The organism is Polaribacter sp. Hel1_33_78, from assembly GCF_900106075.1.
GTDB lineage: Bacteria > Bacteroidota > Bacteroidia > Flavobacteriales > Flavobacteriaceae > Polaribacter.
The window spans coordinates 91,003-112,305 of record NZ_LT629794.1; the positions used below are offsets into that span (position 1 = coordinate 91,003).

The 21,303-nt window shown below is 31.1% G+C and carries 23 protein-coding genes; 6 read left to right on the plus strand and 17 right to left on the minus strand.

The window, feature by feature from the left end; genetic code table 11:
* Positions 1 to 3 precede the first annotated feature (3 nt).
* From BLT88_RS00445 to BLT88_RS00455, 3 genes are all read left to right on the plus strand, one after another.
* Positions 4 to 1,176, plus strand: coding sequence for an efflux RND transporter periplasmic adaptor subunit (locus BLT88_RS00445; RefSeq protein ID WP_091952269.1), 1,173 nt, complete (start codon positions 4 to 6; stop codon positions 1,174 to 1,176).
* A 7-nt stretch (positions 1,177 to 1,183) separates the two neighbouring features.
* Positions 1,184 to 4,693, plus strand: a complete 3,510-nt coding sequence (locus tag BLT88_RS00450) for an efflux RND transporter permease subunit (protein ID WP_091952271.1) — start codon at positions 1,184 to 1,186, stop codon at positions 4,691 to 4,693.
* A 69-nt stretch (positions 4,694 to 4,762) separates the two neighbouring features.
* Positions 4,763 to 5,242 carry a regulatory protein RecX gene (locus BLT88_RS00455; protein ID WP_036784668.1) on the plus strand — a complete coding sequence of 160 codons (480 nt, stop codon included), beginning with the start codon at positions 4,763 to 4,765 and terminating at the stop codon, positions 5,240 to 5,242.
* On the opposite strand, the gene BLT88_RS00460 is transcribed toward BLT88_RS00455, so the two are convergent.
* Positions 5,239 to 5,757: a nuclear transport factor 2 family protein gene (locus tag BLT88_RS00460; protein WP_091952273.1), complete on the minus strand. Its 519-nt coding sequence runs from the start codon at positions 5,755 to 5,757 to the stop codon at positions 5,239 to 5,241. The genes BLT88_RS00455 and BLT88_RS00460 overlap by 4 nt on opposite strands.
* Positions 5,754 to 6,341 (minus strand): hypothetical protein, encoded by a 588-nt coding sequence (locus BLT88_RS00465; RefSeq protein WP_091952274.1) that lies wholly within the window; start codon positions 6,339 to 6,341, stop codon positions 5,754 to 5,756. Before BLT88_RS00465 ends, BLT88_RS00460 begins: the two co-directional genes overlap by 4 nt.
* 154 nt (positions 6,342 to 6,495) lie before the next feature.
* Between BLT88_RS00465 and BLT88_RS00470 the strand changes: the two genes are divergently transcribed.
* From BLT88_RS00470 to BLT88_RS00480, 3 genes are all read left to right on the plus strand, one after another.
* Positions 6,496 to 7,107: a thioredoxin family protein gene (locus tag BLT88_RS00470; protein ID WP_091952276.1), complete on the plus strand. Its 612-nt coding sequence runs from the start codon at positions 6,496 to 6,498 to the stop codon at positions 7,105 to 7,107.
* An 88-nt stretch (positions 7,108 to 7,195) separates the two neighbouring features.
* Entirely contained in the window at positions 7,196 to 7,678 is a 483-nt protein-coding gene (locus BLT88_RS00475) for a hypothetical protein (protein ID WP_036784661.1), read from the plus strand.
* Between the two features lie 6 nt (positions 7,679 to 7,684).
* The gene (locus tag BLT88_RS00480) at positions 7,685 to 8,608 is read left to right on the plus strand and encodes an ABC transporter ATP-binding protein (protein WP_091952278.1); all 924 of its coding nucleotides are present in this window, start codon (positions 7,685 to 7,687) and stop codon (positions 8,606 to 8,608) included.
* 36 nt (positions 8,609 to 8,644) lie between these two features.
* Here BLT88_RS00480 and BLT88_RS00485 read toward each other — a convergent pair whose 3' ends face one another.
* The 15 genes from BLT88_RS00485 to gdhA all read right to left on the minus strand — a co-directional run bounded on the left by BLT88_RS00485 (position 8,645) and on the right by gdhA (position 21,130).
* Entirely contained in the window at positions 8,645 to 9,094 is a 450-nt protein-coding gene (locus BLT88_RS00485; RefSeq protein ID WP_091952279.1) for a 3-oxoacyl-ACP synthase, read from the minus strand.
* Positions 9,085 to 9,648, minus strand: a complete 564-nt coding sequence (locus tag BLT88_RS00490) for a 4'-phosphopantetheinyl transferase superfamily protein (RefSeq protein WP_091952281.1) — start codon at positions 9,646 to 9,648, stop codon at positions 9,085 to 9,087. Before BLT88_RS00490 ends, BLT88_RS00485 begins: the two co-directional genes overlap by 10 nt.
* Entirely contained in the window at positions 9,648 to 9,899 is a 252-nt protein-coding gene (locus BLT88_RS00495) for an acyl carrier protein (RefSeq protein WP_091952282.1), read from the minus strand. The genes BLT88_RS00490 and BLT88_RS00495 overlap by 1 nt, the downstream gene beginning before the upstream one ends.
* A 5-nt stretch (positions 9,900 to 9,904) precedes the next feature.
* Positions 9,905 to 11,191 (minus strand): beta-ketoacyl synthase, encoded by a 1,287-nt coding sequence (locus BLT88_RS00500; protein WP_091952284.1) that lies wholly within the window; start codon positions 11,189 to 11,191, stop codon positions 9,905 to 9,907.
* A gap of 20 nt (positions 11,192 to 11,211) precedes the next feature.
* The gene (locus BLT88_RS00505) at positions 11,212 to 11,664 is read right to left on the minus strand and encodes a 3-hydroxyacyl-ACP dehydratase FabZ family protein (RefSeq protein ID WP_091952286.1); all 453 of its coding nucleotides are present in this window, start codon (positions 11,662 to 11,664) and stop codon (positions 11,212 to 11,214) included.
* Positions 11,665 to 11,666: 2 nt separating this feature from the next.
* Positions 11,667 to 12,464 carry an SDR family oxidoreductase gene (locus BLT88_RS00510; protein WP_091952288.1) on the minus strand — a complete coding sequence of 266 codons (798 nt, stop codon included), beginning with the start codon at positions 12,462 to 12,464 and terminating at the stop codon, positions 11,667 to 11,669.
* On the minus strand, positions 12,458 to 13,510 hold the full coding sequence (locus BLT88_RS00515) for a type III polyketide synthase (RefSeq protein WP_036784643.1): 1,053 nt from the start codon (positions 13,508 to 13,510) through the stop codon (positions 12,458 to 12,460). Before BLT88_RS00515 ends, BLT88_RS00510 begins: the two co-directional genes overlap by 7 nt.
* A 69-nt stretch (positions 13,511 to 13,579) precedes the next feature.
* Complete coding sequence (locus tag BLT88_RS00520; protein ID WP_036784640.1) at positions 13,580 to 14,299, minus strand: methyltransferase domain-containing protein; 720 nt, start codon at positions 14,297 to 14,299, stop codon at positions 13,580 to 13,582.
* A complete protein-coding gene (locus BLT88_RS00525) occupies positions 14,299 to 15,435 on the minus strand; it encodes an NAD(P)/FAD-dependent oxidoreductase (protein WP_091952290.1) in 1,137 nt (378 codons plus the stop codon). Before BLT88_RS00525 ends, BLT88_RS00520 begins: the two co-directional genes overlap by 1 nt.
* Before the next feature lie 4 nt (positions 15,436 to 15,439).
* Positions 15,440 to 16,549 carry an FAD-binding oxidoreductase gene (locus tag BLT88_RS00530; RefSeq protein ID WP_091952292.1) on the minus strand — a complete coding sequence of 370 codons (1,110 nt, stop codon included), beginning with the start codon at positions 16,547 to 16,549 and terminating at the stop codon, positions 15,440 to 15,442.
* Positions 16,550 to 17,002 carry a GNAT family N-acetyltransferase gene (locus BLT88_RS00535; protein ID WP_036784633.1) on the minus strand — a complete coding sequence of 151 codons (453 nt, stop codon included), beginning with the start codon at positions 17,000 to 17,002 and terminating at the stop codon, positions 16,550 to 16,552.
* Positions 17,003 to 17,086: 84 nt separating this feature from the next.
* A complete protein-coding gene (gene dinB / locus BLT88_RS00540) occupies positions 17,087 to 18,169 on the minus strand; it encodes a DNA polymerase IV (protein WP_091952294.1) in 1,083 nt (360 codons plus the stop codon).
* 30 nt (positions 18,170 to 18,199) lie between these two features.
* Positions 18,200 to 19,039: a S9 family peptidase gene (locus BLT88_RS00545; protein WP_091952296.1), complete on the minus strand. Its 840-nt coding sequence runs from the start codon at positions 19,037 to 19,039 to the stop codon at positions 18,200 to 18,202.
* Between the two features lie 7 nt (positions 19,040 to 19,046).
* On the minus strand, positions 19,047 to 19,601 hold the full coding sequence (locus tag BLT88_RS00550; protein ID WP_231960023.1) for a LysE family transporter: 555 nt from the start codon (positions 19,599 to 19,601) through the stop codon (positions 19,047 to 19,049).
* 173 nt (positions 19,602 to 19,774) lie between these two features.
* Entirely contained in the window at positions 19,775 to 21,130 is a 1,356-nt protein-coding gene (gdhA, locus tag BLT88_RS00555) for an NADP-specific glutamate dehydrogenase (protein ID WP_231960025.1), read from the minus strand.
* Between the last annotated feature and the right edge of the window lie 173 nt (positions 21,131 to 21,303).

Consider the following 21,303-nt stretch of genomic DNA (forward strand, 5'->3'; position numbering starts at 1 on the left):
GCAATGAGAAAAATATATTCATTATTCATAATAACAGTTATTTTAATCTCTTGTGGAGAGAAAAAAATAATCTCTATAGAGAGTTTAGTTTCTACAGGAACTTTAACCGAGCTAAAAGAAAAAAAGAAAGAAATAGCATCTAATTTAGAGTCTATAAATAAAGATTTAGAAGCTATAAATAGAGCAATTTCTAAAAAAGATACGGTTAAAAAACTTCCTTTAATAACAACTTTTACTACAAAAACCGAAGTTTTTAACCACTATTTAGAAATACAAGGAAACGTTAAAACAAAACAGAATATTTTGGTGTATCCAGAAATACCTGGAATTTTACGAAAAATATTAATAAAAGAAGGTCAAAGGGTTTCTAAAGGACAATTGCTGGCAGTGATTGATGATGGTGGATTAAGCAATCAGGTTGCACAATTAGAGGCAACGACTCAATTAGCAAAAACAACTTTCGAGCGTCAAAAGCGTTTGTGGGAAGAAAAAATTGGTTCTGAAATTCAGTTTTTACAAACAAAAACAAATTACGAGGCTCAAAGAAACTCTCTACAACAACTAAAAAGTCAGCAATCGAAAGCATCCATAAGGGCACCTTTTTCTGGAGTGATTGATGATGTCTTAAAAGAACCAGGAACCGTTATCGCTCCAGGTCAAGGCTCTGAAGTTTTTAGAATTGTGAATCTCAAAAACATGTATGTTGAAGCTGAAGTGCCTGAAAAATACATTGCTAGCATCACTAAAAATAAAGAGGTTAAAGTAGCATTTCCTGTTTTAGGAGAAACACTCATTAGTCAAATAAAACAAGTAGGTAGTTTTATCAATCCTAATAATAGGTCATTTAAAATTGAAGTTACCGTTGCAAATAAAAGTGGAAATGTAAAACCAAACTTGACGGCAAAACTTCAAATTAATGACTATACAAAAATGAAAGCTATATTAATTCCGCAAAGCATAATTTCAGAAAACGCAAAAGGAGAACAATTTATTTATGTTCTTAAGGATAAAAAACCGAACAATGAAGCTGTTGCAGCAAGACTAATTATTGAAACAGGAAAAACACAAGGAGACATGATTGAAGTTACTAAAAATCTTTCCGAAAATGCAGAGGTTATCATGGAAGGTGCAAGAAGCGTAAATAATGGTCAAGTTGTAAAAGTGATTAATAAATAGTAAAAAAATGGCTAAAAAAAACAAACAAGTAGATAAAGAATTTAAACTTTCTTCTTGGGCAATAAATAATAAAACTACTATTTATGTTCTGATGTTTCTGATTCTTTATTTAGGAATTTCCGCTTATTTTACAATGCCTAGAGAAAATTTTCCTGAAATAAATGAAACTAAGATTTACATCAGTTCTGTATACCCGGGAAATACTGCAGAAGATATTGAAAAACTAATTACCAACCCTTTAGAGGACAAGCTAAAATCTATTAGTAATGTTGTAAAGATTACCTCAACCTCTCAAGAAGATTACTCTATAATTACCGTAGAATTTGATGAAAAAATTGCTGGAGACAAAGCAAAACAGAAAGTAAAAGATGAAATAGACGAAGAGACTGCTGGCGAAGATTGGCCAACATTTAACGGAGCAAAGGTAACCCCAAATGTTTTCGAACTGAGCATTTCTGAAGAAGTGCCAATTCTAAACATTAATATTTCTGGTAACTATCCGGTTGCAAAATTGAAAGAATTTGGAGAAATCTTACAAAATGAAATTGAAGATTTAGCAGAAATTAAGAAAGTAGATATTCGTGGAGCGCAAGATAAAGAAGTAGAAGTTGCTGTAGATATTTTCAAAATGATGGCAGCAAAAGTTAGTTTCGATGATATTACAAATGCTATCAATCGTGGAAATATAACCATGTCTGCTGGTAACTTTATTACAAGTCAGCAAAGAAGAACCATCCGAATTATTGGTGAAATAGAGACACCATCAGATTTAGGGGATTTTGTTATTAAAGCAGAAAAGGGAAACCCAATTTATTTAAAAGATGTTGCAGAAGTTTTCTTTAAAGATAAAGATAAAACAACATACGCCAGAGAAAATGGTGATGCTGTTGTTATGTTAGATGTAAAGAAGAGATCTGGTGAGAATATGGTTGCTGCCGCAGATAAAATTGGCAAGATTGTAAAAGAAACTAAAAAGAATACTTTTCCTTCAGATTTAAAAGTAACGATTGCAAATGATCAATCTCCTAAAACAATTGGTCAAGTAGATGATCTGGTAAACAATATTATTTTCGGAGTCATTTTAGTAGTAATTGTTTTAATGTTTTTCCTCGGATTTAAAAATGCAATTTTTGTTGGTTTTGCCATTCCAATGTCAATGTTTATGTCTTTAATGATTTTGGGTGCATTAGGTTACACTTTAAATACCATGGTTCTTTTTGGTTTAATTATGGGACTTGGAATGCTCGTTGATAATGGAATTGTAGTAGTTGAAAACGTATATCGTTTAATGGACGAAGAAGGAATGACTAGAATTGAAGCTGCTAAAAAAGGAATTGGAGAAATTGCATTCCCTATTATTATTTCAACAGCAACAACGGTAGCAGCATTTATTCCATTAGGTCTTTGGCCAGGAATTATGGGCCAGTTTATGGTAATTTTACCAATTACGTTGTCTATTGTTTTAGGCTCTTCTTTATTCGTTGCTATCTTCTTTAACTCGGTATTGGTTTCTCAGTTTATGAGTATTGAGGATAACGATATGCCGCTTAAAAACATTATCAAGTTAACTAGTATTATGTTAGTTATTGGTTTGTTAATTTTCTTCTTTGGTGGCGAATATAATGCTCTAGGAAGCTTAATTATATTCACCGCAATTATGTTTTGGATGTACAGATTAATTTTGAGAAAAGCAGCAAATTATTTCCAAAAAAATACTTTAGTGTCATTAGAAAACTGGTATGGAAAACAACTAAAAAAAGCTCTATCTGGCCGAACGCCTTACGTTTTAGTTACAGGAACCTTTATTTTATTATTTTTTGCTTTTGCTGGTTTTGGATGGTCTATCGGAGAGCAAAGAACTAAAATTGAGTTTTTTCCGGACAACAAACCTAATCAGATTATTGTGTATATCGAGTATCCTCAGGGAACAGATATTGAGAAAACAAATCAAATAACCAAAGAGATAGAACAAAAAGTAGATGGTGTTTTAAATCAAAAAATGTACAGAGATAATGGGTATAATTTCATGGTAGAAAGTACTGTTTCTCAAGTTGGTGAAGGCGCTGGGAATCCACAAACAGATGGCGGTTCTTCTGCAGAAATGCCTCACAAAGGAAAAATTACTGCTTCCATGCGCGAGTATAAATATAGACGAGGAGAAGACAGTGAAGTTTTACGCCAAAAAGTTCAAGCGGCTTTGGTTGGTATTTATCCAGGAGTTTTAATTTCGGTTGAAAAAGATGCAAATGGGCCACCAGCAGGATCGCCAATCAACATCGAATTAAATGGTGAAAATTATGAAGAATTAATTTTTACAGCAGAAAGAATGCGTGATTATTTGAATACGCAAAGTATTTCCGGAGTTGATGAATTAAAGATCGATGTAAATAAATCGAAACCTGGAATGCAAGTTTTGGTTGATAGAAAAAAAGCGGGGGAATTAGGTGTTAGCACGGGGCAAGTTGGACAACAATTAAGAGCCTCTATTTTTGGAAATAAAGCTGGAGTATATAAAGAAAACGGTGAAGATTATGATATTTATGTCCGATTTAACAAAGAGGATCGTTACAATAAGAGTGCAGTTTTCAATCAAAAAATAACGTTTAGAGATCAAGCTTCTGGTAAAATTAAAGAAATTCCCGTTTCTGCAGTTGCTTCTCAAACTAACAGCTCTAGTTTTAGTGCTATAAAACACAAAAACGTGAAAAGAGTTGTGACTGTTTATTCTGCCCTTTCACCAGGAGAAACAGATGCTGGTGCAGTTGTCGCTAGAATTCAAAATTCAATGAAAAGTTTTAAAGATTTACCGAAAGGAATTAAAATTGATTATACAGGTCAAATTGAAGAGCAAAATAAACAAATGACTTTCTTAATGGGTGCTTTCTTTACTGGTTTACTATTGATTTTCTTTATCCTGATTTTCCAATTTAATTCCGTTTCAAAACCAGGGATTATTATGTTGGCCATATTTTTAAGTTTCATTGGGGTTTTTGGTGGGTTAGTAATTACAGGTGCACCATTTGTAATTATGATGACCATGGTTGGTATTATTTCTCTAGCCGGAATTGTAGTAAATAACGGAGTAGTATTGCTAGATTATGCACAGCTATTAATTGACAGAAGAAAAATACAAGACGGTATTTCTGATTCTGACTATTTACCGCTAGAAAGCTTATTTGAAACGGTTGTTAAGGCGGGAAAAGCTCGTTTACGGCCGGTTTTATTGACAGCAATTACCACTATTTTAGGATTAATTCCATTAGCAATTGGTTTAAATGTTAACTTCTTTACCCTGTTTAGTGATTTTGATGCCAATATTTACATGGGAGGAGATAACGTTGTGTTTTGGGGTCCGTTAGCAAAGACAGTTATTTATGGTTTGTTCATTGCCACGTTCCTAACGCTAATTGTAGTTCCAATTTTATTCTTTTTAATTACGAAGTTAAAAATGAGAATTAAAGGACAATTAAAAACTAATGATCGACTTTCTTTGAAATTGGATGAACAAGTTCAGTAAGCAAATTAATTCTATAATAAAAAGGGTTGAAATTATTAAGATTTCAACCCTTTTTGTATTTTCGAAATAATGTTTAAAAAAGAGAAAAAATACTTTACAGTTGATGAAATAAAGCGAAAGCTAGAACATTACTGCGCTTATCAAGATCGATGTCACAAAGAAGTGGAGCAAAAAATGTGGGAATTTAATTTAATTCCAGAGGCTAAAGAACTCATTTTATTAAGTTTAATGAAAGATGATTTTTTAAATGAAGAACGCTTTTCTAAAAGTTATGCTCGCGGAAAATTCAGAATAAAAAACTGGGGAAAACAACGGATTGTTAGAGAATTAAAATTTAGAGATATTTCTGCTTACAATATCAAAACAGCTCTTAAAGAAATTGATGAAACAGAATACTTAAAAACATTATACAGCATTACCGAAAACAGAAATGAAGTGATTTCTGAGCCAAATGTTTACAAGAGAAAGAAAAAATTAATAGATTTTTTAATGAGAAAAGGTTTTGAAAATGATTTAATTTTCAAAACTGTAAATGAGATTCTTTCTTAATTAAACTTCTTTAAAAATATAGAATCATTTTTTTTCTTAATCGTAATCACCCTATTAATATCCTCATTTGGTATTGAAACTGATAAAACATAATGTTTAATTTTCCAGCTATTTTCTATTTTTTCTAAAACACCTGAACCTCTGCAAGTTCCCATCCAAGTCCTTAAAAGTTCATCAAACCAAACAAATTCCCCAGAAGAATTTACATAGATATTGCGTTCTAAAGTTTCAAAATCCCATGCTTTTCCTTTATCAAAATAAGGTTTACTAAAAGCTTGAAATTTGTTTTTATTCCAGTTTTCTGAAGCATCCGTCCCTATAAATACAGAAACACTATCCATTAAACCAAAATAACCTTCAAAATTAGCTTCTGCGGCAGCTTTATGCCAACTATTTACTATTTTATTTATTTCTTTTTTTATTGAATCGAGTTCTAAATTAGAAATTTTTTTTGATTCATTTTGACATGAAACAGAAATTAAAACTATCAATAATAATGCTATTATATTTTTCATTTTAGTCTTTTTACTAATTGATTTTGTAAGTTCTCTTTTAATTTTAAATTAATGGCTTTTTTAGAAATACTATCAATTTTTGTGGAATCTAAACCAATAAAATTTAAATCGACATCAATTGCGTCTTCAAAACGTTTTTTTGACAAAATTGTATTCACTTTAGAATTTACTCCAGAAAAAGCGCTAATAATTTTCTCTGTTTGTAAATTCACTTCTGCGGCATTAATTGCAGGAATAAATGTCATATCTGACAGTCTTAAAGTTTCATTATGTAAAATATGAACCCTTACAATAAAAGAAGGAACATCAAATAATACTGGTTTTACGCTATCTTTTAAAGACTTTACTAAACCTTCTAATTCAAGAGCATTACTTAAAACCTCATTTGGTGAAACTTTTTTAAACCTTAATAAAAAATTATCAACTGCTTTTAATTCTGCCCAATCTTCCACCTCTTTTAGAAATAGTGTATCTACTTTTTCGGCAACACCATATTCTTTAACAACACTTAAAAGGGGTTTTACATCTTGTTTCTGCAGATTCTGCTTTTTCTTTCCATTACAAGAAAAAAAGATAACAAACATTAAAAAAAATAAAAAATATTTCAAATTGTAAAAAATTAATCTTGTAAAAATACGTAATTTAATGGGTAGAATAAATTTTAGAATTAGTTAAAGATAATACCGTGTAAGTTTTATTTTTTTTCCCGTCTAATTTAGAGATTTTAGTTTAAAAGTTATGAAGAAAATCGTTGAAAAAAGTTTAGAAAATGCTATTTCTTACAAAGAATATAAAGATTTAGTAAAAAATTTATTAGCAGAAAATAAATCTACAGGACCAAATCAATCGGAAGATTTAACAAACTATAGTTTGTTAAACGATAGAAGGATGAAACGTTTAGATAAAACGATTAAAATTGCTGAGGAAATTGTTGAAGAAATTCAAAAAGTAAAAGAGCCCCAAACTTGGTTGGTTATTACTGAAGGTTGGTGCGGAGATGCGGCTCAGAATTTACCCGTAATCAATAAAATGGCTGAGTTAAATGATCAGATTGATTTAAAATTGGTTTTACGTGATGAAAACTTAGCGTTAATGGATTTATTTTTAACAAATGGTGGTAGCGCAATCCCTAAATTAATTGTTTTAGATAAAGAGAGTAATGTCATAAATACTTGGGGGCCAAGACCAACTGTGGCAACAAATATGGTAGCAGCCTATAAAGCTGAACACGGAAGTTTAGATGCTGATTTTAAGCAAGATTTACAAGTTTGGTATAATAAAAATAAAGGGAAAAGCACCCAGGAAGATTTTGTGAATATACTTAAAAACACGTTGGCAAAAGAGTTGTGAAATTTTAAAAATACTTTTTAAAACTGCAAATTTGATTTCAAGTTTGCGGTTTTTCTTTCTGTATATTTGCACAACTAAAAGTTGTAATATGTTTGTAGATTATACATCAATTTCTAATGATGCTAAAGTTTGGGTTTATCCTTCTGATAGAAAATTTTACTCCACAGAAATTGATGAAATAGAAAAGAAAATAAAAAAATTTGCAGAAAACTGGAAATTAGAGGATGAAAACTTCAAAGTTTCTTACCGCTTTTTATACAATAGATTCATCATTTTAGTTGCAGATGATTCGGAAACAACTTTAACAAATGCAGATATTGATACTTCTGTTTCTTTTATTTTACAACTTCAAGAAACGTACAAAGTTAATCTTTTAGACAAAATGAACGTTTGCTTTAAACAGGGTGAATATGTACAATACAAAGAATTAAAAGACTTTAAGAAGCTAGTTAAAAATAAAGCTGTTACTGCAAAAACCATCATTTTTGACAATTTGATAAACAATAAAGAAGACTTAGAAAATTACTGGGAAATTGCCATTGAAGATAGTTGGTATAACCGTTACTTATAAACATCTATGCTTGTCGTAAACAACATCTCTTTTGGGTACTCAAAAAATAAAATTGTTTTAAAAAAGTTTAGCTTCACCTTAAAAGAAGGAGAACATCTTTGTGTAATGGGTGAAAGTGGTTGCGGAAAATCTACTCTTTTAAAAGCAATTTATGGTTTATTAAATTTAAACAGTGGGAATATCTTTTGGAAAGAAAATGAAGTTTTAGGCCCTAAATTTCATTTGGTTCCAGGAATGAATTTCTTTAAATATGTTGCGCAAGATTTTGATTTGATGCCTTACATTTCTGTCTCTGAAAATATAAAAAAATTCTTATCTCGTTTTTATCCTGAAGAAAGTGAAAAACGTACGCAAGAATTGCTAGAAGTAATAGAAATGAAAGCTTTTGAAAATACCAAAGTAAAAAACTTAAGTGGTGGTCAAAAACAAAGAGTCGCGATTGCTAGGGCCTTAGCAAAAGAGCCTGAATTATTATTATTAGATGAACCTTTTGGACAAATAGACAACTTTAAAAAAAACTCTTTACGAAGAAATTTATTTGCCTATTTAAAAAATAAAAACATTACCTGTATTGTTGCTACTCATGATAAAAATGATGCACTTTCCTTTGCTGATAAATTACTCGTTATCAGAAACAATAAAATACTTGTAAATAACCATCCTTTAGAGATCTATAAAGATCCAAAAGAAAAATATGTTGCCGCTCTATTTGATGACGTTAATGAAGTTACTGTTGGTCGTCAAAGTGTTTTACGATATCCACATCAAATAAAAATAGTTGAAAAATCTGAAAAAAATGCAACCGTTATAAATTCATATTTTAAAGGTTCTTACTGGTTGATTGAAGCTGAATTTGAAAATGAAAAAGTGTTTCTAAATTATTTCTCAAAGATAAAAACTGGTAAAAAAATTTGTTTGCTCATTGAGTAAAACTGGTAATATAATTTCGCAATAAGAAAAGTTGTTTTAAAAAATTTTTAAAATATTCTGGTTCACACCGTTAAAAGAAATCAGTTCATTTTCACTTTTTCCTAACAGTAGTTTTCCTATTGGTGAAGAAACAGAAACTGCAAAATATTTTTGACGATCAACTATTATTTGTCCAGCAGAAATACTCAAAAAATAATTGGCTTTCTCTGTAAAAATAAGACTCCCTAAATGTGCCTTTTTTGATTCTTTTGAGAAGTCAATTTTAGATAAAATTTCATTCATTTTAGAAATGCCTTCCAACTGTTGACTGGCTTTTTCCATTTCTAACTGCAACATTGCCCTTCCCGTTTCGTGCTTATCTCCTGCCGAGCTCTTTGTTTCTGAATGCAATGCTTTTTGGTTAGATGAAATGATTTCTTCAACTGTTTGTACACGCTTATTCACAAACGATTTACAATGTTTAAAAAGTTCATGTTTTATGTCCATTGGTTTTTTAAAATTACAAACCCTCCAAAATTTCCATGATGAGATGTTGAAAGAGAAACAGGGATTTTTCTTTGTTGATTATATAAGAACGGAATTCCAAATTTATCTTTTTGAACAGTATCTGCTCCAGAAAAAAAGGCTAGTATACTATTGTTTAAAAATGTTGTTTGATCGGTTTTATGATCAAAGGTGACGAAGCTAAAATCAAAACTAACTTCTTTCCTTTCCGACGCAATTGTATGTATATAGTTTTCTGTAATTATTGTCGTTGAAAAGTAAACTTCTCGATCAATTGAAATATATCCTAAAGTTTTTGAAATCATTTTACAAATGAATTTTTTAGGCCCAAAAAACCGTTTTTTATACCGTTGAGTATAACATTTATAAGCAGCCTCCTTCATGCTCCAAAACAACCAAACTTGAGAAAATGGATCATTAGAGTTCAAGATAGTTTTTTGCTCTTCTTCAGTAAACTGTTTTTCTAAAAATCCTTTACGTTGCCAATTACTTTGATTTTTTGCTAATTTTAGATCAACAATATCATTACCAATCATTACGCTGACAACTTTTGTTCTATAATTTCTATAGCCGCTTTTACAGAAAGCATTTTCTCCATAGAATCATTATCTATTTCTATATTAAATTCATCTTCTACATCTAAAACAACATCTACCAAATTAGCTGAATTTATTTTTAAATCACTAATAAAATCTGTTTCCTCTGTTAAGTTTTTAAAAGCTTCTTCATCTTGAATATAGGGTTTTACAATCGCTTTTAATTTTATAATTAATTCTTCCTTTATCATTTTTTCTAAATATATTTTTTAAAGATAACACAAGCATTTACATCACCAAAACCAAAACTTGCTTTTGCAACAATATGAATGTCTTTTTCTATCATTTTCATCGGAATCTTTTGAGCGTCGATCAATTCAGATATTTCAGAATGAATGTCTTCACAATTAATATTTGGAAATATAAACTGTTCTTTAATCTGCAAAACAGAAGCGACAGATTCAATAGCTCCTGCACCTGCCAAACAATGACCAACCATTGACTTTAAGGAATTTATATAAGGAAAATCCGATCCTTTTCTTTGTAGCGCATTACTCCAGTTTTCTATTTCTAAGGCATCTTTTGATGTAGCGGTTAAATGACCGTTTATCACATCTATTTCTGTTGAAGATATTCCTGAGTCGAGCAATGCATCTGTAATGCATTTCTGAACAGCTTCTGAATTTGGGGCCGTTAACGTTCCGCCTTTTCTTTGTCCCCCAGAATTGATGTTTCCTCCTAAAACTTCTGCATAAATAGTGGCTTTTCTTTCTAAAGCACTTTCTAAAGACTCTAAGACTAGAGCTCCTGCCCCGCTTCCAGGCACAAACCCTGACGCTGTTTCGCTCATAGGTCTAGAACCTTTCTCAGGGGTTTCATTGTGCTTATACGTCGTTACCCGCATCGCATCAAAACCACCCCAAGTGTATAAACTACTGTCACTAGAGCTACCCACTAACATTCGTTTCGCTTTCCCATTTTTTATGCGTTCAAAACCCAATAATAACGCTTCTGTTCCGGTTGTACAGGCTGATGAATTTGTAGTCACCTGATTGCCAAAACCTAAAATTCCGCCTAAATAGGCTGAAATCCCACTAGCCATGGTTTGCACGACAGATGTACTTCCTAAGCGCCTCACTTTTTGCTCATCAATTTTATAAATCGATTCTCTAAACTTCTCGATTCCTGAGGTTCCTGTACCAAAAATTAATCCTGAATCGTAATCTAAAATTGAGTTTTCATCTATTGAAAAACCAGCATCTTTCCAGGCATCAATCCCGGCCATACAGCCATATAAAATACTGGTACTATTAAAACCTCTTAACTGCAAAGGTGTTAAATATTCTAACTTTTTTTCTTCTGACACTTCCGGAATTCCACCAATACAGCAGGAAAAACCTTTGTCTTTTAATTCTTGATGAAACGAAATTCCAGAGGTTCCAGATTTTATGGCTTTTGTAAACGCTTCTATACAAACTCCATTCGGAGCGACAACTCCTAAACCCGAAATAACAACTCTATTTTTCTTTTGCGCTGAATTCATTTCAGTATCTTTTTATGAATTTACTTGAGTATTTCTTTTGCTACAACCATTCCTGAAATAGTTCCTCTACAAACCAATTCGTCCTTTTCATTGTACATTTTTACTGCACATTTTAATTTATTAAATCTAAAATATTCTTTTTCTGAAACAACCTTTACTTTTTCATTGGGGTATACAGGTAAAAAGAAATCAATTTGATTTGAAGTTAATGCTATTTGAGGTTTTACCTCTAATGAAATCTCTTCTTTTAATAAAAAAACACCTAAACACACTAAACCAATTTGCGCCATCGTCTCTGTTAAAATTACACCTGGTGTTACTGGGTTGTGTTTAAAATGACCTTCGTAAAAAAACTCTTTTTCTTTAAATGTGTAATTTCCGGAAACTCCATTTTCTGAAACATGCATAATTTCATCGACAAACAAAAAAGGCTTCGTATAAGGTAAATACTGTATAATCTTTTTCTTGTCCATTTTTAATTTAAACTTTCCCCTCCATCAACTTTTATAATCGTTCCATTAATCCACGAAGCTTCGTCTTTACTTAATAAATATACCACATTTGCAACATCTTCCGGGGTTGTTAGTTTCCGAAAAGGATTTCTTTTTAATGTGTGCTGTTTTATCGTTTCGCTATTAGGTATCATATTTAAAGAAGCTGTATCTGTTACGCCAGCTTGAATACAATTTGCTCTAACTCCGAATTGAGCAAATTCTATAGCAATATTTCTAGATATAGCTTCTAACGTAACTTTTGCCGCAGAAACTGCTGCATAATTTTTCCAAGGTTTCGAATTTCCTTCGCTCGTAAAGCTGATAATCCTTGCGTCATCTGCAAATAATTTTTTATCGAATATTGCCTGAAACCAATCATACAAACTAATAGCCATTGCATTAATAGTAATTTGGAAATCGTCATTTTTTAAAACCTGTTTTTCTTCAGAAAACATAGGTTTTAAGTTGCCTTTTGCAATAGAGTGAACCAGCGTTTTTATTGTGCCCTTTCCTCTTAATTTTTCTATAAATTCTAGTATAAATCCCTCTCTTTTTTCAACATTTAAAGCATCAAAATTGTGAGAAATAAATTCAATATTTTCACTTCGAATTTCATTAAAGTGTTTTTCAATCTCTTGTTTTTGAGCTCTTGAGTTTCTATGAACAACACAAATATTCATACCGTGTTTGGCTAACTTTTTTGCAGTTGCCAGACCCAAGCCACTTGATCCACCTAAAATTAGTGCCCAATAATTTTTATTTTGAAATTCTCTTACCATTCTAACAAAATTCTTTGTGCAGAAAAACCTGGACCAAAGCTCAACATTAAACCTCTTTCTCCTTTTGCTGGATCTCTATCCATAAACCGCTCTAAAACATACAAAACAGTTGCGCTAGACATGTTTCCATACAAACGAAGCACTTCTTTTGTGTCATCTATATTTTTACCTAGAACTCCAAATAAGTCTTCTACGGTTTGCACTATTTTTTTCCCTCCAGGGTGAAAAATCAAATGATTGATATTCTCAATTGTTAGGTTATTTCTTTCTAAAAAAGGGTGCACAATGGCCGGGAAGTGATCTGATATTTTCTGTGGAACCTCCTTATCTAAAATCATCTGCAAACCGGTATTTACAAGGTTAAAACCCATCATTTCTGTAGCATCGTAAAAATGATACATAGCTTCGTCTATTATTTCTGGCCCTTTATCCTCTTCATATGAAGACAAAATCACACTAGAAGCGCCATCACCAAAAATGGCAGCACTTACAATATTTGTCATTGAATAATCGTCTAATTGAAACGTTGCCGTTGGTGCTTCAACCGCAACAACAACGGCTCTTTTATTTGGGTTTGATTTTAAAAAATTCTTTGCATAAATAATGCCAGAGACCCCTGCTGCACAACCCATTTCTGTGACTGGTAAACGCACAATATCTTGCTTCATTTCTAAGGAATTTATTAAATATGCATCCATCGAAGGAATCATAATCCCCGTGCAACTTACTGTAATAATAAAATCCAAATCAATAGCTTTTAAGTTTGCTTTTTCCAATGCTTTTTTTAACGATTGTTCTCCTAATTTTACAACCTCTCGTGCATAAATATTGTTTTTTTCCTCAAAAGAAGTTGCTATAAAAACTTCTTCAGGATCCATAATTGAATAGCGCTTATCAACGCCAGCTCCTTCAAAAAGTTTAATTACTTTTCGCTGAAAACGAGTCTCTTGATTTTGCATCCAGTGTTTTACAAACGGAATGATATCTTTTGTTTCTCTAAAATATTTTGGCAGCTGTTTTGCAACTGATGTTATTTTTACTTTCATATTATTTTTTTGTCACAATTATTTTCTCCTTTGAAATTCAAAAGTTTTGATCTTTTTTAAATGTCTAAATCAAAACTTTGTTCTTATTAGTGTCCACTGATAACGGAAAGCCCATTTCCATGAAATTTGTGGTTTTATACTTAATTGTTCAGAAATTTTAACCAAATCTTTTCGCTTAAATCCTCTTAAAACAGAAGTTAAACCATCTTCAATAATCATTTTATTTTTAATAAAAAGGGATAATATCATAAATAAATAATATGCTAATTTATGTCTGTGTAAATCGTTAACTACAATTCCTATTTTCGTTTGTTTTAATGTGTTTCCCAAAAAAGAAACCAGCTCCTCTTCTTTAAAATGATGAAGAAATAGTGTTGCTAAAACAACATCAAATTTCCTTTTTTTAAATTCCATAGAAAAAATATCTTCGGTTGTAAAGCTTAATTCATGAAATTCGGTCGATAATTCATCTGCATATTCTATCGCAGTTGGGTTTGCATCGATTCCTAACAACTTCATATTGTAACCATTTTTTCTGCCAAACTTAGCTACGTCTCGCAAAATATCTCCATGACCACAACCAATATCTACAATCTTTAACTCCTGTTCTTTTGGATGGTTTTTTAAAATTTTCTTCAATGAATTTAAGGTTACTAGATTACCGCCTAACCAACGGTTTATATTTTCTAATTTATCTAATGTATCTCTTAACAAATCTCCACCGATAGAAAAATCATCCATTAACTCCTCTTTGTCTGTTCTGTATTTTGTATTTATAAAGAAATCCATTAAATTTTCATTAATTTTCCGTGTGTCTGTTTTATAATTATTGGCAACAAAAAAGGTAATTTCTTTAAAACTTGTAGCAAAACAGCTGCAATCTTATCTTTTCTAAACAACATTGCAATAAAATGACCTGTTTTTAAACGAAAACTAAATTTTCTGTTCCAGTCTCTAATATATTGCTTTTCAAGTTCATTTCTCGAATTCAACTCCCCATTAAAGTAATTTAGAATCAATTTAGACGCCATTTGCGCAGATTGAATTGCCATGCTCATTCCGTTTCCACACAAAGGGTGAATCATTCCTGCAGAATCACCACACATTAAAATATGATTTTCTACTGGATTTTTAGTTACAAAAGAAATCTGACTTATCGTTAATGGTTTTTCAAAAATAGCTTCAGAGCCATTGAATATCTCTTTTAAAAAATGATTTTGAAAAACAACTTTTTGTTGGAAATCATCAATGTTTTTATATTTTTTAAACGATAAAAAGTTGGTGATATAACACAAATTAATCGCGTTATTTTCTACTTTAGAAACACCACAATATCCTCCTTTAAAATTATGAAGCGCTACTAAATCTTCTGGAAAATTTCCTTTTACATGAATTTTCACCCCTAAATAAGGTGATTTTTTTTGAATAAAATTACGGTTCATTTTTACATCTAAGACACTTCTTTTACCGAATGCTCCAATTGTAATTTTTGATGTATATTTTTTATTTTCTTTCGTTTGTACTAGAAAAGAATCATTGGAGAAATCAACATTAAGAACAATGTCTTTTAATATGGTTACGCCATTTTTTATTGCTTTTTTTGACAACTCGAAATCGAGCTTGTAACGAGAAATTCCGAACCCTCCCAGAGGTAATTTTGCTGAAATCAAATTACCTTTAGTTGTCGAAAGCTCGAACCTATCAATCTTTACCGCACCGAAATTAAAAGGATTAATATCAAGAAACTCTAAATATGGCAAGACTTCATTAGAAATGTATTCACCACATACTTTATGTTTTGGATAGTTGTTTTTCTCAATTAATAGCACTTTTTTATCAAATTTAGATAAGTGAATTGCGTTGCACAAACCCGCCAAACCGCCTCCAATTATAATAATATCAAAATTTTTGAGGTTTTCTTTCATATCTCTAATTCAGTAAATCCGCCAACTCTTTGCCAACTAAACTACCAATTGCGATGCCCATTCCCCCTAGACGAACTCCACAAAAAACGTTCTCAGAAAGCTGTTTAACGATTGCTTTTTTCTGATTTCCAACACCCATAATTCCACTCCATTTGTGTTCAATTTCAAAGTCTGTATTTGGTAAAATTGTTTCTTTTAATATCTTTTCTAATTGGTTTTGAATGATCTCTGTCTGACCGAATGCAGTCGTTTCTTCCGTTTTAAAATCGAGATTTCTACCTCCTCCAAAGAGCACTCTATTATCTATATTCCTAAAGTAATAATACCCTTTTTCTAAATGAAAAGTTCCTTTTATATGTAAGTTTTTAATTGGCTTTGTAATTAGAACTTGTGCTCTTGCTGGCTGTACGTTTTCTTTCAAAATTTTCGAAGTAAAACCATTCGTTGCAATAAATATTTTTTTAGTGTAAAAATCTAACCTGTTGGTTTTTACGTGTATTTTACTTTGATTTTCTATAAACTGCTCAACACTAATATTATTTAAAATTTTAACGCCTAAATTTTGAACCTTATGCAGCAATTCAAACACCATTTTACCAGTATCAATTTGACCTTCAAAATTATTTACAATATATTGCTGATGCACTTTTTTAAAACCAAAAGTGTTTTCAGAAACTGAAAAAACATCGGTCTTAAAAATCGGTTTTAATAACGCATTAATTTGATTTTTACGAGAAATACATTCCGTAAAAAAAGCTTGATCTTCACACAGTTCAAATCCTTTATTTTGCTGAAAATCGATATTGCTATCCCCTAAGTTTTTACGCAATAACTGTAACCCTTTCCAGCGCTTATCCACTAAGTTAAAAACATCTTCTTCCGTATGAGAGTTTAAATCGTCTATTAATTCCGATAAACTCCCAAAACAAGCAAAGCCAGCATTTTTAGTACTTGCGCCTTGTGGCAACATCCCTTTTTCTAGAATTAGAATTTTCGCTTTAGGATGCTTTTTTTTCAGTCCTAAAGCGCAATTTAAACCTACAATTCCACTACCAACAATAGTAAAATCAATGTTTGTAAACCACTCTTTTAATTCCCAGTAACTGTAATTCATTTATAGTCGTTTTTTAAAACAAATGCTATTTTCCATATTTTTATATTGCCCATAATTTGGAATGATTTTATAATTACACTTTTTATAAAACTTCACAGCACCTACCTGTCTTACTCCTGTTTCTAAAATACATTCTTGATATCCTAATTCTTTTGCCCACGTTTCTAATTCTTGAAGTATTTTTTGTGCAATACCCGAACCTCTATTTTCTGATGAAACAAACATTCTTTTTAATTCAACAGAAGTATCATCAAATTTTTTAATGGCTCCGCAACCTACTGCGATGTCATTAAAATAAATTACCACAATATCTTTTAAAACATCAATATGATTAAACTGATTGTAAAAATCATGTTCATCTCCATCAGTAGTTTTTAGATATGCATCTAATTTTTTTACTAATTTAATGAAATCTTCATTTTTAGAATTTGTTCTTACTTTTTTTATTTTCATTTACTCTTTTTTGTCATGGTAAAATCTACAGTAAGGTTAATTAACCAAAGGCTTCTTCGTTCTTTATCGTAATAAGATTGTGTGTTAAAATTCAAACTGTAATTGCACCCAAACCGGATCTTTTTTTATGGTGTTTAAATTTCCGAAAGAAATTCCTAATAAACGAACTGAATTCTTTAATTTTTCTTGATATAATAATTCTTTTACAACTGGCAAAAATTCCTTTTTAGTCTGCATAAAAGATGCTTTCGTTTTACTTCTTGTTTGTTGTGTAAAATCAGAATACTTAATCTTTAGAGTAATCGTTTTCCCTTTTGTGTCTGATTTTTTCATTCGTCTTTCGAGTTCCTCTGCAATAATCTCCAGTCTTTCTAACATAAATATTTCTGAAGAAATATTCTCATTAAAAGTCCTTTCAGCTGCTATGGATTTACGAATTCTATTTGGTTTTACTCGGCTGTTATGAATTCCGCGAACAATATTATAATAATGAGTTCCCGCTTTACCAAAAAGTTTCACCAACTCTTCTAATGATTTTTTCTTTAAATCATTTCCCACAAAAATTCCTAAATTATACATTTTTGCAGCTGTCACTTTACCAACTCCATAAAATTTATTGACCGCTAACGCTTCTAAAAAAGGAATAACCTCCTCGGGATGAACCGTTTTCTGTCCATTTGGTTTATTGATATCTGAAGCTACTTTAGCAATAAATTTATTAATTGAAATTCCGGCAGAAGCTCGCAAACCTGTTTCTTCAAAAATACGCTGTCTAATTTCTCGTGCAATTGCATTCGCAGACGGATTTCCTTTCTTGTTTTCGGTAACATCTAGATACGCTTCGTCTAAAGAAAGCGGCTCAACCAAGTCTGTATATTCGTAAAAAATTTGTCGGATTTTGGCGGAGATTTCTTTATAACGTTCAAAATCTGTTTTTACAAAAATTAAATTTGGACATTTTTGTTTTGCTAAAACACCACTCATGGCCGATTTTACACCGCATTTTCTTGCTTCGTAACTCGCAGCAGAAATGACACCTCTGATTCCTCCTCCCCCAACCGCAATTGCTTTCCCCTTTAATTCAGGGTTATCCAATTGTGCTACAGATGCATAATATGCATCCATATCTACATGAATAATTTTTCGAAAAGGAGGTTCTAAATCCATCTTTCGAAAATACGGAATTTCAACGTGCTTTTATTTCAAAAAATCAATACAAATCTGAGTGGTGCTTTTTAATTCTTCAGAAAGTGAATTTTCTTTCCAAGGGTGAAAAACATTAAAGACATGGTTTGCATTATCAATAATTCGAAATTCACTACTTGGATTCCATTTTTTTAGATTTTTTGCTTCTTCAATCAAAACAGAAGTATCTTTATTTCCATGAATTATTAAATACGGAATCTCTAAGTTTTCAGTCGCTTTTTTAATATCTAATCGTTCTTTATTTTGGATGAAGTTTTCGTAAAACTGATAAAAGTGAGGCATATTTTGCTTTGTTCTTCCGTTTACAACATATTTAACACCTTCCTTTTTCCACTCCTTTAAATCTCCAATTGTTGCTGTTCTTTTCTCAAAATCACAAACACTAGCCAATGTGATTACCTGTTTTACGCGAGCATCTTCTTTCGATTTTAAAATCACAATTCCGCCACCTCTACTATGACCAATTAAAGAAATATCTTCTTTTTTTGCTTCATTTCTAAAATCAGTATTATTGGAAATCCAATTAATTACAGATTCTAAATCGTCTAGTTCTTTTGTGTAATTATTATTACCAAAAGCTTCTAAATCCGGAAAATCTATCGGTTGTTCAGCAGTTCCTCCATTATGTGAAAAATTAAACTTCACAAAAAAGAATCCTGCTTTCGCAAAAACTTCTGCCATTAAGTGCCAGGCTCCCCAATCTTTAAAACCCTTGTAACCATGACAAAAAATAATGATTGGTTTTGGTTGCTTGGTTTCCTTAAAAAAAACATCTATTAAAATTGGCTTATTATGGTTTCCTTGAATTTTTAGGTTCTTTATATTTTTCATTTCTTCTTTAAAAAAAGAGTTTTATTACTGCAAAAACAGCAACTAATCCGGTTAAAATAGATAAAATTATATTAATGTCTTTTGTTAATTTTCCTGTTTTTTTCTGAATAAATTTCGCAAAAGCGCCATATAAAAAGAGGATGAAAAAAGTGCCTATTACAGACCCTAAAGTAAAAAATAAAACAGGAATGAAATTAAAACTAAAAAGATTAAAAGTTTCTAAAGTTATTATTGTTCCACTAAAAAAAGGAATTGCAAACATGTTTAAAATAGAAAGAGTAAGACCTGTTAATAATGGATTCTCACTTTTTGCTTTATTTGTTTCAATATGAATTTTACTTTTTTTAGATTCTTTATAAAAATAATACGATAACAAGAGAAAAATAATAATTCCTGCTTTTTCTAAGGTTTCTATAACCGCTGGGTTTTCTGCAATATATTCGGTTAAAAGAACCGCAATATAAACCTGTAAAATAACAACTATTGAAACCCCTATTGCATATTTATTCGTTGCTTTCTTACCTTTCTCTAGCCTGATTTTTAAGGCGGTTATATTTAACATACTTGGTGTTATAGAGCCTACAAAAGAGAAAAAAAATCCAAAAAGAAAATTAGAGAACATGATCATATATGCAAAATTTCTAATCGTAAAGATTAGTTTTTAAACTAAGTTGTACAAAAAAACGCATCAAATAAATTGATGCGTCTTTCGGATTTAAATTTACTACAATATTTTTATACGACCCCTTGTGCTAACATTGCATCTGCAACTTTAACAAAACCAGCAATATTTGCTCCTTTTATATAGTCTATAGAACCATCTTCATTTTCTCCATATTGTACACATGAATCATGAATATCTTCCATAATTACTTGTAATTTATCGTCAACCTCTTTACGGGTCCAGCTTAAACGCAATGAATTCTGGCTCATTTCTAAACCAGAAGTAGCTACACCTCCCGCATTACTTGCTTTTCCGGGAGCAAATAATATTTTAGCTTTTTGAAACTCATGAATTGCTTCTGGAGTTGAAGGCATATTTGCACCTTCAGAAACACACATACATCCATTTTTAACCAGTTCTTTTGCTTCTTCTCCATCTAACTCATTCTGAGTGGCACAAGGCAAAGCAATATCACAAGCAACAGACCAAGGTCTTTTTCCTGCAACAAATTTGGCGTTTGGATATTTTTCTAAATACTCACTTATTCTTCCACGTTTTTCGTTTTTAAGAAACATTACGTGTTTTAATTTTTCTATATTTATTCCGTCTTCATCATGAATATATCCTGCAGAATCCGAAAGAGTAACTACTTTTGCACCTAATTCTATTGCCTTTTCAGCAGCATACTGTGCTACATTTCCAGAACCAGAAATAACTACTTTTTTCCCCTCAAACGAATCAGATCGTCGCAATAACATATTTTGTGCAAAATATACAGTACCGTACCCAGTTGCTTCTGGTCTGATTAAGGACCCTCCCCAAGAAGCACCTTTACCAGTAAGAACTCCAGTAAATGTATTATTTAATTTTTTATACATTCCAAACATATAGCCAATTTCTCTTGCTCCAACTCCAATATCTCCTGCAGGAACATCTGTATTATGACCAATATGCCTATACAGTTCTGTCATAAAAGAATGACAAAAACGCATAATTTCATTATCAGATTTTCCTTTTGGATCAAAATCAGAACCTCCTTTTCCTCCACCCATAGGTAAAGTTGTTAAAGAATTTTTAAACACTTGTTCAAAAGCTAAAAACTTTAAAATACTTGCATTTACCGTTGGGTGAAAACGCAAACCTCCTTTATATGGCCCTATTGCAGAATTCATTTGAACCCTATACCCTCTATTAACTTGAATCTCTCCACTATCATCTACCCAAGAAACTCGAAACGAGATTAATCTTTCTGGTTCCACCATTCTTAAAAGAATGTTCTTACCAAGATAAATATCATGATTAATGATATAAGGAATTACCGTTTCTGCAACTTCTTGTACAGCTTGTAAAAATTCTGGCTCATGGTTATTTCTCTTCATAACCAACTCCATGAATCCATCAATTTTAGATTTGATATTTTTATCCATGTTTTTTTGTAATATTAATAAAAATTTAACTGCGCAAATATAGGTAATTTTCAATATCTCATAATTAAAATAATTAAAATAATTTTTGTGAATACCCTTATTTCAATCGATTTCGTTTACAGTTACTGTTTTCTCAATAAATACAATCTAAAACTATTTAAAAAAGATTAAAT